This window comes from Furfurilactobacillus curtus, from assembly GCF_045862785.1.
Lineage (GTDB): Bacteria > Bacillota > Bacilli > Lactobacillales > Lactobacillaceae > Furfurilactobacillus > Furfurilactobacillus curtus.
The window spans coordinates 251,964-265,849 of sequence record NZ_BQXO01000002.1 but is presented as its reverse complement, the minus strand read 5'-3'; the positions used below and the strand labels follow the sequence as shown (position 1 = coordinate 265,849).

The window sequence follows — 13,886 nt, the reverse complement described above, 5'->3', positions numbered from 1 at the left end:
TTGCTATAAAGAGATGAATGATATTAAAATCATTCATCCCTTTTTTCGACCGCTGCCGTCGCCTCCACAAACGGTACCGCGATCAACTGGGGGCGTGTGATAATCGACCCCACAACCACGCTATAGCAGCCCAATTCAAGCGCTTTAGTTACTTTTGCCGGTGTATCAATTTTCCCTTCTGCAATTACTGGCGCCTGGGCAGTCTTTAGCACATCCTTTAGGTAAGCAAAATTATTATCGGCAATATTTTGTCCTTGGGTAGCCGACGTATAGCCATGCATCGTCGTACCAATAAGGTCAAAGCCAAGTTGATCGGCGGCAATAACATCGCTGACAGTGGCGGTATCAGCCATTAGCAGCGTATTGGGGTATTCAGCGTGCATAGCTGCCACAATGTCGGCTAAATGTTCGTCATGTGGCCGCGACTGTCCTGTCACCTGACAAGCGACGGCAGCAACGCCGGTGGCCGCCACTGCCCGCATTTCCTTAAGTGTCGGCGTGATATAAACTGGCGAATCTGGATAATCAACTTTGTCCAAGCCGATCAACGGCAAATCAACGACATCTTGAATCGCCTGTAAATCGACGATTGAATTGGCTCGGATTGCACTGGCACCAGCCATCGCCGCTGCTTTTGCCATTCGACTCATGATAAACGAACTGTGTAATGGCTCGTCTGATAATGCCTGACAAGAAATAATCAGTTTACCTTTGATCTGCTTTAAAAAATCTGCTTGCATTTCATCACTCCTCAGCTTAAGTAATCGCTTACATTAAGCATAACGTGAACTAACCCTGTTCACAAGTTGGCCCTATGTAAAAAAGTGTTCCCTGCACTTACTACAGGGAACACTTTTTTAACACGATAATTAGTTTTCTTGAACTGTTGGCCGCAAGAGAATTTCGTCGATGCCGACATTTTCTGGTTGATCAATTGCGTAAAGAACTGCATTGGCTAGGTCATCCGGACTCAAGCCGATCGCTTCTTCACGAGCACGAGCCTTCTTTTGCAATTCAGGATCGCCAACCGTCTTCCATAGTGACGTATTGACGTTGCCTGGTGATACGATCGTGGAGCGAATCATGTTCGGACCTTCCTCTTGACGCAAAGCATCCATGATTGCCCGTAACGCAAACTTAGTTCCGGAGTAAATGGCGGCGTTTGGATTAATCACATGGCCAGCGTTTGAGTCGGTTGCAATAAAGTGACCGAATCCTTGTTCACGCATAATCGGTAATGCTGCAGCGATTCCATACAGAACGCCCATCACGTTAATCTGGAAAGCTTGTTCCCAGTCATTTACGCGCAAGTCACGCAAGGCTGAGTTCGGCATCACTCCAGCATTGTTATACATCACGTCAATCTTGCCATACTTTTCGTGGGCTGCATCGACGAATTCTTGAACCGATTGTTTATCTGTAACATCAACTGTCTTGTAGGCAGCTACTCCACCGGCGCCTTCAATGCCGGCAACTTGTTGCTTCAGTAAATCTTCACGTCGAGCCCCGATAAATAACTTGGCCCCGTGTTCAGCTAACTTTTTTGCCGTGGCAGCGCCAATTCCTGATGAAGCCCCAGCGATTACAACAACTTTTCCTGCTACTGTCATGATAGATGACCTCCTATAATTTAAAGATTAGCTTTGATTTTTTCAACAATATCTTGATATTCAGCGTCTGATAAATACTTAGGATCAGCTGGATTGTTGACAAATGAGTCGTTCCAATCTGCTTCACCTGGCTTCTTTGGTACCACGTGAACATGCAAGTGAGAAACGGTATCGCCATAAGTACCGTAGTTAATTTTCCCTGGGTTAAATGCTTTTTCAACCGCTTCAGCTGCATGAGCCACGTCATCATAAAATTCATGTCGTTCAACTTCCGACAACTGGAATGGTTCATCCACGTGCCAATTCAAAACAACCGCCACGCGACCGGGATGGGTTTGATCGCGGCTCAGATAAACCGTGGCTACATGCAATGGTTCAATTTCAATATAGTTTGCAGCTAGTTTTTCCGTGTGTGCGCAATATAAACAATCTGGTTGATACCGTTCTACCATGGTCAAGATCTCCTTTAAGATAATTAGTTAACCAAGTTAAGCCTCTTTAGGCATCGTCGTATCTGGTTGTTTCACCACCGGCTTGTGTTCATGCAAACTGATGACAATTAGACCGGTGATAATCAAGGTGGCCGCTAAAAAGTACATGCCAACTTCGGTACTGCCAGTGGCTGACTTCAACCAGCCAATCGCGTATGGCCCAAAGAAACCACCGAAGTTACCTACAGCGTTAACGATCCCTAAGCCAACCGCCGCAATTCGCGGGTCAACGGTGGTCGTGATCGCCCAGTATGGTCCAGAGTAAGCATAGACACCAATCGCTGAAAGGCAGATAAAGCCGACTGACAAAACAGGAATGCCAGTTGTTAAAGCCGCGCCGATAAAACCGATACCACCGAGAATAGCTCCACCGGCCGTATGCCAAATTCGCTCACCAGAACTGTCTGACCAACGACTGTTAACGACTAAGGCGATCGCTCCTAACAAATACGGAATGGCACTGATTAAGCCGACCTGCATCGTTGTGATATTGTTCGACAAGGACTTAACCATTTGTGGCATCCAAAATGTAATACCGTATAGTCCGATACAATAGAAGAAATTAACCCCGGTCATTTTCCAAATCTTGGCGTCTTTGAACGCATCAATAAATGGCGCATTGACAACTTTGTTTTCTTTCTGCTGTTCAGCGTCATCAGCTAAGGCTTTGATGAGCCAGTTCTTCTCGTCTGAATTGAGCCAACGAGCCTTTGCTGGACCATCGGCTAGGAAGAAAATGGTATAAATTCCCATCAAAACGGCTGGAATCCCAATGATGATAAACAACCAACGCCAACCAGCTAAGTCAAGTTCCATGTGGACACTCGTGATAATCCATGTTGCAATGGGCGCTCCGATCGAGTTGGCAACGGGCGGTGCGATCATGAATGCGGCAATGGCTCGTGCCCGGTCTTTACTGCGAATCCAGTACGTAATGTACAATGTCATCCCTGGGAATAATCCTGCTTCAGACACCCCAAGCAGGAATCGTAAAACAACTAGCATTGATACTGAACTAACAAAACCAGTGATCAAAGTCACCGTGCCCCAGAACACGAGGATAAATGCCATCCAGCGGCGAGCTCCGATGCGTTCCAGCATCATGTTGCCCGGAATACCGAACAGGAAATAACCGATAAAGAAAATTCCGGCAATGAAGCCGTATGTCGTCGCGGTTAAACCTAATTCTTTATCCATGCCACCAATCGAGGCATAAGTGATACTACTACGATCCAAAAAAGCGATAAAATAAATAACGAATAGATACGGCAAAATGTGCCAAGAGACCTTTGATAGTGCGCTATGCTTTGCATCTGTCATTGAAGCCACGTCCTCACCTGTGTTTGTGATTTCCTTACAAAGTAACCATCCAGATATCCATCTTTCTGACGATAGTATAGCTTGAATAAAGCGTTTACATTTGGCCGTAACCAGCTCATTTTCTGGAAAATATCACACAAAATGGAGAATCCCTCTCATGCAACTAGCAGTTCGTGACCCACAAATCAAAGTCTTATGGATGAGTGGTCGGCTTTATCACCGTCATGAAGTGGTCGAAGAGCATCAACATATGTTTGCTCAAGCCCAAATTGTGCTCAATGGCCAAGAGTATATTGAAATTAATCACCATCAACTCACCGTTTTTGCTAACCAACTGGTCCTCATCCAGCCGCACACCCCGCACAGTTTTCATTTTGAACACGACACAGTGATTATCGACATTAAATTTGAATTAAGTGAAGATGTTCAACAGCTCATTACAACAGCAAGCAACCAAGAAATTTTTCCTGTTCTCGCCATCGAAAGCTTTCGCCACTTGCTAAATGAAGGCGTGCCGACCGAGTTGGGGACTCACGCATATTCAGCACTTCAACTCGATGTCGACTTCAAGCAACTATTACTCAAAACCATCTTTGCCACGACACCCCACATGACCGACTTACCTAATGATTTTTCGGCCGCTACCGACCCCAATGCGACCTTTCCGCTGCAATTATATTTGCAACAACACTATGACGAACCCTTAACTTTAGAAAGTTTAGCCAAACACTTCAACTACAGCAAAAATTATTTAATTCGCATTTGTAAGCAACATACTGGCCTAACCCCGGCAAATCTACTACAACGCATCCGCATCAAACATGCCCAAAACTACCTAGAGTATACTGACCTCTCCGTCAACACAATCGGCATTAAGGTCGGTCTTGACCCCAACTACCTCACCAAGCTCTTCACCAGACTCGTCGGCCAAGCCCCCCTAACCTATCGCAAAACCAGCCGTGCCGAGCACGAACAAAACATCACCCTCGTTCAATCATTTAACCAGCAGAACGAACCCGCTGTGAGACAGACGGGGAGGTACTCGATGGATTAGGAAAATCAAAGCCACGAAAATTTAATCCCATTGCCAAAGCACTCGCAAAAAAATTGCGAGTGCTTTTATTACACTAAACGATCATCTTCCATAAAGATCGGCCCTTCACCTTAGTTTTAGATGAAAGTTTTTTATTGGAGGCCCTTTATTTTTGAATTTACGCTGATTTGCTGCGATGAGGGAATCTAACTTTTGGAAGAAGTTGGAAATCAACTTTTGTTCTGACAAAACGGGCACAAAATACTCTGATTTCGCAACCGTATGCCAGTCAGATCTTGGCATTTTTGTTCCGACCGAGTGGTTACTAGATTTAAAAAAGCTTTCTGTCTGAAGAATGCAGTAGACGAATGCAGCTGTTGCAATGCTTGTCGGCTTCATAACCCAAAAGTCACCGAGAGCGACACCTGAAAAGTCAGCTAGCAACCAATTCTTTAGATATGGACGCAGTTTTCCAAAAACAACATCGTTAGCCTCGAATTTTATTCCTCGGCGGACATCGTGCTTCTTTGTAATGTCTTTATTTAGAGTGCCTGATCCTGAATTAATATCTTCATATTCTAAATTCGGCAAGGAATAACTATTGGAGACTTCAGACTTTCTGGTGACAATTTCATCAAACTTACGCTTTTCCCAAGTGAGCAGATTGAAAACGAACGCATGGGAAAAGCGTAAGTTTTCAGAATTGTTTGAAAGGGTTAATGAACGAAACAATGGCCAGTTTGGTCGTTCTAGATGGATTTCTGTTGCAAAAATGTATTTTCAAACTGCAGATAGGGTTACATCTAATAACCTAGATACTAGAACTTATGTCATGAGAAAAGGAGATATCGCCTTTGAAGGTCACCCTAATGCAGATTTTGAATTTGGAAGATTCGTTTTAAATGATATTGGAGACGGTGTTGTATCCGAGTTATTTCCTGTGTACAGGCCTATAGCCAAAATGAATTTGTTTTATTGGAAATATGCCATTCAGTTAGATTGGGTAATGGCGCCAATTTTTTCCAAATCAATTAAATCGTCGGCAAATTCTTCGAATAAATTAGACGATCGTCACTTCTTAAAATATGCGGTATTGGTTCCATCTTTAGATGAGCAACAACAAATCGGCACCTTCTTCCAAAAACTAGATTCCCTCATCGCAGCAAATCAGCGTAAATTAGTAATTTTTCTATCTTTATGACGAAAAATTGCGTATTTTAAGCCATAGCACCATCTAAAAAATCAACGGGAGAGAATCTATGACATCACCAAAATTTCACGAATACTATTTGCAATGGATCAGACTTTACAAGGCTGGCGCTGTTCGGCCAGTTACCTACGATAAGTACAAAATGTGTTATCAAAATCTGGTGACTTTAGTTCCGGATCTTCGCTTAGATGAATTAACCCGGCTTTCTTATCAACAGCTACTGAATACATACGCAGAAACGCACGAACGAGTGACAACGACTGATTTCCATCATCACTTAAAAGCCTCATTGATGGATGCACTAGACGATGGCTTAATCAAACGCGATCCCACCAGAAAGGTCGTCATCAAGGGTACTGTTCAGCGCAGCCACAAGCCTAAGTTCTTAAATCAAAAGGAATTCGGTCGTTTAATGGATACTTTGTTTTTCACCGGTGAAGCTGATAATAACTATCTCATTGCCTTAATTGCCAAAACTGGGATCAGATTTTCCGAAGCGCTAGCAGTAACGCCCAAAGATTTTGATTTTAAACGTCAAATGCTCACTATTAATAAAACTTGGAACTATAAGAGCCGCACAGGTGGTTTCGCACCAACGAAAAATCGTAGTTCTGTTCGTAAAGTTTCCATTGACTGGCAAACACTGACAATGTTTTCTCGACTTACTCAAGATCTACCGTCTGACCAGCCAATCTTCGCTTCAACAGATAAACCAATTTTCAACGCGACCGTTAATGACTTTCTTCGCCGGAAATGCATGATGGCTGGTGTACCAGCCATTTCAGTTCATGCGCTCCGTCATACCCATGCTTCACTATTGCTATATGCGGGTGTTTCCCTCGCCTCAGTATCCCGACGTTTAGGTCACGCCAATATGACCACAACTCAGAAAGTATATCTTCATGTCATTCAAGAACTAGAAAATGTCGACAATGACAAAATTATGCGTTATCTAAGTTCTTTATAAAAAAGATGCCAGCGATTTTTTCAGCGCTGGCATCTTTTTAATCCTTATAATTCACCGTACATTGCTTGCATCTTTGGTAACCACTGTCGAACAGCAGTTCCTAGATCCGTCTTATAATTACCAGCCGGCAAAAATCCTGCTTGGTTTTCTGGGATCTTGTACCACTCCGATTCCTGATAATTTCCCGATTCACGCAACTCATCTAAATAATCAATCGTCTCTGCGTCTGGTTGATAGTTTTGATAAACCTTTAACAGAATTTGCCAATCAATTGCCCATTCATATGCAAACTTTTTTAACGCCGTTAGTCCTTTTTGAACAGCAAACTCATGAAATTTATCCTCAATTGCATCGTCATTGTTCAATGTTCCTGGATCTACCACTTCATTCATAAACTGTTGTAATAGCGTAGCGTTGTCATTATCACCGTACGTGCGTAACTTCAAAATGCCATCATTAATCAATCGCAAGTTTTCTTCGTTTGAATCACTACCGCCTTCTTGACCATTAACAACTTGTCCAATTAATCGAATAATTTCTTCAAAAGTGACATCTTGCGTATCAATCAGTTTAACAGCACCCAATTCAACTTCTTCTGGATCATCACTCGCCTCAGTTTGCGGGCGTAAAGCACGATAGGCACCCTGATACTGTAGCCACTCGTCCTCTGTTAGTGCAAGCTGTCGATCACCAGTGCCATTCCAATCGAATTCATAATATTGGGATAATAAATTTAAATATTTCGAGACTTGACGATAGTTACTAAGAAATGACGCTATCGCTTCTTCATCGCCAACTAACTCCGGCCATCTCGTTGGGTCAGACAAAGCGGCCTGTAATGCGGCATATAGTGGTTCTAATCCTTGGACTGCTAAAGGATATGGAGCTACAACAACTCCCGTACTAGATCCACCAGCACCATAGAGATGAAGCGCTTTGCTTAGTTCATAACGACTCGTAGCCGGGTAATAGTAATTGATGATCGTACCAAATTCTTTATCTGAGCCATAAACCCGATTCGTTCGTGAATAGGCCTGGATTAAGCCTTGAAGTTGAAGTTGACGATCTACATATAACGTATTCAATAGTTTTGAATCGTAACCTGTTAACAAACGATCCGCAACGATCATCAAATCAATATTCTTTTCATCCAGCGCATGCCCACCTCTTTTGAAGACACTCGTTATGTCCGCAAAGAAGCCCGATTCACCATTTTCCTTCTTACCATCGACTGAGTATTGTGGATGCCCCATCGCATGCCAGTCGTAAAATAAACGAGCGAGTTGAGCCTTATCATTTGCCCCACTATCAGTATTCTCATTATCCTCAGAAAAAGTGGCAGAAATATTTAGGTGGATTTCAGGATGATCGGCTAGTTGACGTTTAAATTCTTCATAATACGCAATCACGCGAGATTTACGAGCAACTGTCAAAATCGCATTAAACTTATACGGAACTCGCTGATTTTGAACAATTCCCGTAGAATGCTTTTCCCAATTCTTTAAAATCCGCTCGACTACAACAGGAATATGGGATTCATCATCATAATGAAGAACTTCTTCTAATCGCATCCGACCATCTTCAATGCCATCAGTGTCCTTACTATGATTACCCTCATATTCTCTGGCTTGTCGCCTTAAATCATCTTCATCAGGATCAGGCAACTCATGCATCTTTTGCTCAACCCAGCGTTCAGACAATTTCTCATAGCTGCCCACTTCACCGGTATCAATGTAATCCACATGGAATCCCAAAACATTGCGGTCTTTGATAGCTTGATCAATCGTATAGCGATGTAACTCCGGCCCGAACATCTGCTCTGTCGTCCGAATTCGCTCGGATTTTTCATTAATGACACCACTAACATCACTTTCATCAAACAGCGGCGTTCCTGTAAAGCCGTAGAACAATGTGTTTTTCAGCGCACTTTTGATGGTTAACATCATTGTTCCCATGGTTGTACGATGAGCCTCATCAATAATGATGGCCATGTGCTTGCCCAAAATGTCCTTTGCATCGCCATTATTGAGTAAATCATTGATCACATTATTTAACTTGAAAGTGGTTGCCACCACAATTCCTTTACCACCACTTTGCAAAGCTTGTCGCAATGAATCTGTATAAGGAGAATCATCTACCTCAATACTCTCATATTGCGAATACGCCTTAAAATTAGCGCTCGTTTGCTGATCCAAATCTTTTCGGTCTAGCAAAAAGATCACTTTGTCAAAATATTTAGCCAATGATGTCGCTGCTTTAAACGAAGTAATCGTCTTACCAGACCCAGTTGTATGCCATACGTAACCACCGTGAGGCTGATGTTCCTTGTTATCAATCCCGTTTGCCGCAAATTCAATGGCTCGCAAAGCTTCCACCTGGTATGGACGCATTAGCATATGAATTTCATGCTCCACATCAAGAACTAGATAATCGCCAACCATTTGGTGTGCCATGGGGATACTTAACAAGGTTTTAGTAATGTCTTCCATCCGGTTTAACGGATTATTATGAATATCCGCCCAATGGAATTGAAAGGCTGGGTTAAAGGCCTCTAAACTCTTTGGCGTTGCGAAATACCGTGTATCAATGTCACTCATAATAACCATCATTTGTGAAAAGGCGAAAAAGTTATGCGTGTATTCGCCATCTTGATAATAGCGACGAAATTGACCAAAAGCCTCGTCAGTGCTGTGATCAACTCGTTTCTGTTCAATATTTATTAATGGCAGCCCATTTATTAGCAAGATTAAATCAAAACGGTTTTGACCAGATTTTGACACAACTTCTCGAGCAATCTGATAACTGGTGTCGCCACCATTCACTTCGGCCTTTTTAAAAATCTGTAAGGTAATCCGCTTTTTCGTTACACCCGGCGCATCACGGATAATGCCGTCAATTTTCCCAGTTGAATTCTCGGCGGATAATATTTTGGCTGCCTCATAAGAATTACTGATTCCATTGACTTTACCCATCACTTGATCAAATTCTTGGTCAGTCAGATCGACTTGTTCTAATTCAATGGCGTTGATTCGATTTAAAATTGTTCGCCAATTCTGAAGTAGGGTGTCATAGGTTACTTTTCGCTTAGTACCGTCTAGCTCAGGCGAAGCAGTCCACGATTTTGTGCCATAGCCAGCCAATGCACGAACTGTTCCATCTTGAAACCGACGTTCTGATAAGCTTTTATCGCTTAACAAGCATGCCACCTCCCATTATTGTATATTTATTCATTATTTATTCGTAAAATTGTATTTTATTCGTCAAACAAACATCTCTTTCAGTAGCGATTGCTTCAATTCTTCCAATTTCTTCCCTTCACGCTGATTTGCTGCGATGAGGGAATCTAGTTTTTGGAAGAAGATGCCAATTTGTTGTTGCTCATTATTTGTGGCTGGAATTGATATTTCATATGAATTGATTTGCTTCACGCTAACATTGGGTTGTGCCCCAGCACCCCAAAGATTCCCAATGTATTTCTTGAACGAGGAACTCGCTAAAAACACCTTCAATAGGCGAACATTAATAGCTAGCTCTGCAAACAACCCGACACGTTGATTAACTAGTGCTGTAGCAGATACTTGCCCAATTTTTCCCGTAGTGGCACCCGACATGGCAATAACTAGTTGTCCTGATTTTGCAATATATTTATCAGCCAATTCTTTTTTTTCGTAAGTGACAAAGGTTCCTCCAACACTTCCATTCTCCAAAATATTCGTTATTCGAATGACTGGAAAAGATCCGATACCAAAGTTACTGCTTTTGAATGAATACCCACTAACTAATTTCGTCATTTCTCCCAACTTACGCTTTTCCCAAGCGTCAGTAAATCCAGGAAAACGTAGCTCTGGAACATCTTTTCCATCGGCTGGAAACATTTTATGCAAATATGCATTTTTCAAATCTGTTAATTTCTTATACTCACGCTGATTTGCTGCGATGAGGGAATCTAATTTTTGGAAGAAGGTGCCGATTTGTTGTTGCTCACGCTTCGTTGGAATATAGACCAAAAGATTTAACACCTGCGTGGTAGTGACGGAATCAAATGTTGACCCAGAACTTAAAACCTTCCAATACCCAGATGAATGAATATTATTTAAATACTGAAACAAAAATTCGTTACCTGAAATTCCTGCCACACCACGACCTAGAACAACATCGAACTCAGTCTTTCCAACTTCTCCAACTGGCGCCCGAACACTAAGAATTAAGCTTCCTTTTTTCGCAGTTTTCGTTATTTGTTTAGTATGAATTCTTGGAACAACCTGCCCATCAATCATGTCTGCGTTTCCTTGAACTAAGATCGGATCTGACAAGTCTAATGAATAATTCTTTGAACTTGGGGATACTCCCATTATTACTTGAGTTATTTCTCCCAACTTACGCTTTTCCCAAGCGTCAGTGAATCCAGGGAAGCGTAGATAGGGTTTGTTACTTTTTTTATTCATCATCGCCAAAATCCTCTGTCTTCACTAGTTGAGCTAACATTTCATTGAAAGAAGATTCAATTTCAGCTTTTTCACGTTGAATATCAGCTAGTGTGTCATGATATCGCTCAATTAACGACGATACGGTGTCCAGATCTCTATCCAACGCATGATCTAATAATTTAGTGACATCATGAGTAAACGAACCGAACCATTTCTGCCGCAAGACAGTCAAAATTTCATCTTTATCAAGATTAGTGAAATGTGCCAACACCGCTGCTGAAAGGCTTGCTGCTGCTTGCTTTTGTTGTTCATTAATTTCTTTACGCTGAGCATCAAGATCAAGAACCTTCGCTAAAAATGTGCCAACGGGATCATCCCCATCAGTCGAATTTAACAGTGCATCCTGCTGCAGACTACTGATTTCATTCAAGACAGCTGATTTTTTGACCGTTTCATGATTTTTATCCCAATCAGTGGGTTGAAAGACTTTGAAGGCATTTGGATGATCTGCAATTGTCGCCAGCTTTTCTTTCTTCTTCTGATCCGTATATTCTCGCAAGATAATGATTTCTGGTGTTTCTGCGTCCTTAGCTAGTTCATCCAGATCATTTTTAGCCTCTGTAAGCAATAATTTGCCATTATCTACATAGTCTTCAAGATCTTCATCGCTGGCGGCCTCTTCAATCAGCTCATTAAATTGCTCGTCTAAATCAGATATTTTGTCTTGAAGCTGTTCTAGCTCTTTTTCTCGATCTTCAAACAAAACGCTTGTGACTAAATCAATTGGTAGAAGTTGTCCTTCCTGACCAGCCTCTTTCGTCACCGTACGACCGTTACTCTTACTCGTCTTATAAAGCTGTCGTAGCGCCCGACCGGTTGTTAACAGACCAAATTTCGCAATCAATTCCACATCTTGCGTTAGGTTTTCAGTCCACAGATCCGCAACGACTTGATACGCATCGTAGACATCCACAATGCCGGGCAATCCTAGCCGATGCTGTGCATCTTCAGTCATTTCCCGCTTCACCTGTTCTAAATCGGCATCAGCGTTCACTTCAACTAACTTAGAAAACCATTCATCAGCAAATTCTTGCACAAGTTCACTGTAGTTTTGTTTTTTAGCTAACACAGCGGGCGCTTGATAAATCTTCGTTCGCAATTCATCTTTATCAAGAATTGCTTCCAAATAACCTGGTCGGATTGTCTTGAAGCTACCCATTAATTCATCTTTAGCTAGCGTATTCAAGACCGTCAATTGTTCTAACGCATATTCAGGAATGCCGCCATGTAGATGTGCATCGACATCTTGAACATCTTCTGCTTCAATTTTTTCGACATAACGCGGAATATTTAAATTAAAGTCATTATGTTCGATTTCCTTTAACGTTGCTAAATGGCTAAATCCTGCGACTTCTTGACGATTCCGCACAACGTCAACAATTTTAGCGATATCACGTTCACGTAGTCGATTTTGTTTACCGTCCTTAATAAATCCATCTGAGGCATCGATAACCAAAACATCATTCAGCTGTCGATCTGTCCGGTTCTTTTTTAAAACCATTACAATGACTGGAATTCCCGTGTTCGTGAATAAATTAGCTGGCATACCAATGATGGCATCAATCTGATTTTTCTTGAGGAGGTTTTGTCGAATCGTGCCCTCGTCACCACCTCGAAAAAGAACACCATGTGGCAAGACGATTGCCATCGCACCATCCTGGTCCAAGTGATATAAACCATGTAGTAAGAAGGCAAAATCAGCCTTGGTTTTAGGCGCCAACGCGCCATAATCCTGATATCGAGGATCGGTTAAGGTCGCCATGGCATACGCGCTGTTATCACCTTTACTCCAATTGTAAGAATAGGGTGGATTCATGACAACGGCGTCGAACTGTCGACTTTGCTGAGGGTTACGAGGGTCTTCAGGCCAATCTTCCTTCAACGTGTCCGCATTTCGCACCGTCATATGATCCGGTTGAACCCCATGTAGCAGCAAATTCATTCGGGTCAAGTTATATGTCGCGGTGTTATATTCCTGACCAAAATAATTTAATGTCTCAAGGCTTGCCTGTTTTAAATGTTTTGCCACCGTTAACAGCAATGAGCCAGAACCAACCGTTGGATCATAAATATTATGGATATCTTCAGTGGAATTTGTCACAACTTGCGCCATAACTTCAGAAACTTGTCGTGGAGTGTAAAATTCGCCAGCTTTCTTACCGGCTTCCATACCAAACTGTCCCACCAAATACTCATATGCATCCCCAAGTACGTCAGTTTTCTGAAGTTCGTTCATATCCAAGTCGGCAAACAATCGTACCAATGCTCGCAGATTCTCATTACGTTTGTGAAGATCACTACCTAAGTCAGGACTGGAAACATCCAGCGAACTAAAGAGTCCATCGAAGTCATCCTTATTGGTCGATCCTTGGACATTTCGCTGAAAGTTATTAAATGCATCTTCAATATTGGCAACTTCAAATGTATTTTGTTCGATTTTAACCATCCACGTTTGATATAAATCTTGTGGCTGTACATAATAACCGAGATCTGCAATGAGTCCTTTAAAAACCTGTTGTTGGGCTTCAGGGTGATCCAAAATCGACATGTATACATCGTAAGCCTGCTCACTTGGGACTTGGTTATATGACGAAAAAGAGGCTAATGTTTTATCGCTGAGAAATTTATAAAACATAATCCCTAACATGTAGTCTTTGTATTTGGACGCGTCCATCGAACCACGCAGCTGCTCTGCGCCATTCCACAATCGGCCATAAAGTTCTTGATTGGTTTGAATTGCCATTAATAGCTCCTTTATCGTTCTCGTT

The 13,886-nt window shown here is 42.2% G+C and carries 11 protein-coding genes; 3 read left to right on the top strand and 8 right to left on the bottom strand.

From position 1 onward, the window contains the following. Positions 1 to 29: 29 nt before the first annotated feature. The 4 genes from ACKTR2_RS04290 to ACKTR2_RS04275 all read right to left on the bottom strand — a co-directional run bounded on the left by ACKTR2_RS04290 (position 30) and on the right by ACKTR2_RS04275 (position 3,421). Positions 30 to 740 (bottom strand): N-acetylmannosamine-6-phosphate 2-epimerase, encoded by a 711-nt coding sequence (locus ACKTR2_RS04290; protein WP_407882859.1) that lies wholly within the window; start codon positions 738 to 740, stop codon positions 30 to 32. A 129-nt stretch (positions 741 to 869) separates the two neighbouring features. Continuing rightward, positions 870 to 1,610 (bottom strand): SDR family oxidoreductase, encoded by a 741-nt coding sequence (locus ACKTR2_RS04285; RefSeq protein ID WP_407882857.1) that lies wholly within the window; start codon positions 1,608 to 1,610, stop codon positions 870 to 872. Positions 1,611 to 1,630: 20 nt separating this feature from the next. Then, the gene (locus ACKTR2_RS04280) at positions 1,631 to 2,062 is read right to left on the bottom strand and encodes an HIT family protein (protein ID WP_407882855.1); all 432 of its coding nucleotides are present in this window, start codon (positions 2,060 to 2,062) and stop codon (positions 1,631 to 1,633) included. 36 nt (positions 2,063 to 2,098) lie between these two features. After that, positions 2,099 to 3,421, bottom strand: a complete 1,323-nt coding sequence (locus tag ACKTR2_RS04275; protein ID WP_407882853.1) for an MFS transporter — start codon at positions 3,419 to 3,421, stop codon at positions 2,099 to 2,101. 157 nt (positions 3,422 to 3,578) lie between these two features. Here ACKTR2_RS04275 and ACKTR2_RS04270 point away from each other — a divergent pair, with 157 nt between their 5' ends. Beyond that, positions 3,579 to 4,475, top strand: a complete 897-nt coding sequence (locus ACKTR2_RS04270; protein ID WP_407882851.1) for an AraC family transcriptional regulator — start codon at positions 3,579 to 3,581, stop codon at positions 4,473 to 4,475. 105 nt (positions 4,476 to 4,580) lie between these two features. Here ACKTR2_RS04270 and ACKTR2_RS04265 read toward each other — a convergent pair whose 3' ends face one another. Beyond that, positions 4,581 to 5,045: a restriction endonuclease subunit S domain-containing protein gene (locus ACKTR2_RS04265; RefSeq protein WP_407882849.1), complete on the bottom strand. Its 465-nt coding sequence runs from the start codon at positions 5,043 to 5,045 to the stop codon at positions 4,581 to 4,583. A 10-nt stretch (positions 5,046 to 5,055) separates the two neighbouring features. Between ACKTR2_RS04265 and ACKTR2_RS04260 the strand changes: the two genes are divergently transcribed. Both ACKTR2_RS04260 and ACKTR2_RS04255 read left to right on the top strand, forming a co-directional pair. Then, a complete protein-coding gene (locus ACKTR2_RS04260; RefSeq protein WP_407882847.1) occupies positions 5,056 to 5,655 on the top strand; it encodes a restriction endonuclease subunit S in 600 nt (199 codons plus the stop codon). A gap of 58 nt (positions 5,656 to 5,713) precedes the next feature. Further along, positions 5,714 to 6,631: a site-specific integrase gene (locus ACKTR2_RS04255; protein WP_407882845.1), complete on the top strand. Its 918-nt coding sequence runs from the start codon at positions 5,714 to 5,716 to the stop codon at positions 6,629 to 6,631. Positions 6,632 to 6,675: 44 nt separating this feature from the next. Here the strand turns inward: ACKTR2_RS04255 and ACKTR2_RS04250 are convergent, their stop codons facing one another. From ACKTR2_RS04250 to ACKTR2_RS04240, 3 genes are all read right to left on the bottom strand, one after another. After that, positions 6,676 to 9,828, bottom strand: a complete 3,153-nt coding sequence (locus ACKTR2_RS04250; RefSeq protein ID WP_407882843.1) for a type I restriction endonuclease subunit R — start codon at positions 9,826 to 9,828, stop codon at positions 6,676 to 6,678. Positions 9,829 to 9,891: 63 nt separating this feature from the next. After that, a complete protein-coding gene (locus ACKTR2_RS04245; protein WP_407882841.1) occupies positions 9,892 to 11,079 on the bottom strand; it encodes a restriction endonuclease subunit S in 1,188 nt (395 codons plus the stop codon). Then, complete coding sequence (locus ACKTR2_RS04240) at positions 11,069 to 13,861, bottom strand: type I restriction-modification system subunit M (RefSeq protein WP_407882839.1); 2,793 nt, start codon at positions 13,859 to 13,861, stop codon at positions 11,069 to 11,071. The genes ACKTR2_RS04245 and ACKTR2_RS04240 overlap by 11 nt, the downstream gene beginning before the upstream one ends. Positions 13,862 to 13,886 lie beyond the last annotated feature (25 nt).

Excerpts from the sequence above, each read along its gene's own strand:
- ACKTR2_RS04275 (WP_407882853.1), bottom strand. The coding sequence starts at position 3,421 with ATGACAGATGCAAAGCATAGCGCACTATCAAAGGTCTCTTGGCACATT.
- ACKTR2_RS04285 (WP_407882857.1), bottom strand. The coding sequence starts at position 1,610 with ATGACAGTAGCAGGAAAAGTTGTTGTAATCGCTGGGGCTTCATCAGGA.
- ACKTR2_RS04280 (WP_407882855.1), bottom strand. The coding sequence starts at position 2,062 with ATGGTAGAACGGTATCAACCAGATTGTTTATATTGCGCACACACGGAA.
- ACKTR2_RS04290 (WP_407882859.1), bottom strand. The coding sequence starts at position 740 with ATGCAAGCAGATTTTTTAAAGCAGATCAAAGGTAAACTGATTATTTCT.
- ACKTR2_RS04240 (WP_407882839.1), bottom strand. The coding sequence starts at position 13,861 with ATGGCAATTCAAACCAATCAAGAACTTTATGGCCGATTGTGGAATGGC.
- ACKTR2_RS04270 (WP_407882851.1), top strand. The coding sequence starts at position 3,579 with ATGCAACTAGCAGTTCGTGACCCACAAATCAAAGTCTTATGGATGAGT.
- ACKTR2_RS04255 (WP_407882845.1), top strand. The coding sequence starts at position 5,714 with ATGACATCACCAAAATTTCACGAATACTATTTGCAATGGATCAGACTT.
- ACKTR2_RS04245 (WP_407882841.1), bottom strand. The coding sequence starts at position 11,079 with ATGATGAATAAAAAAAGTAACAAACCCTATCTACGCTTCCCTGGATTC.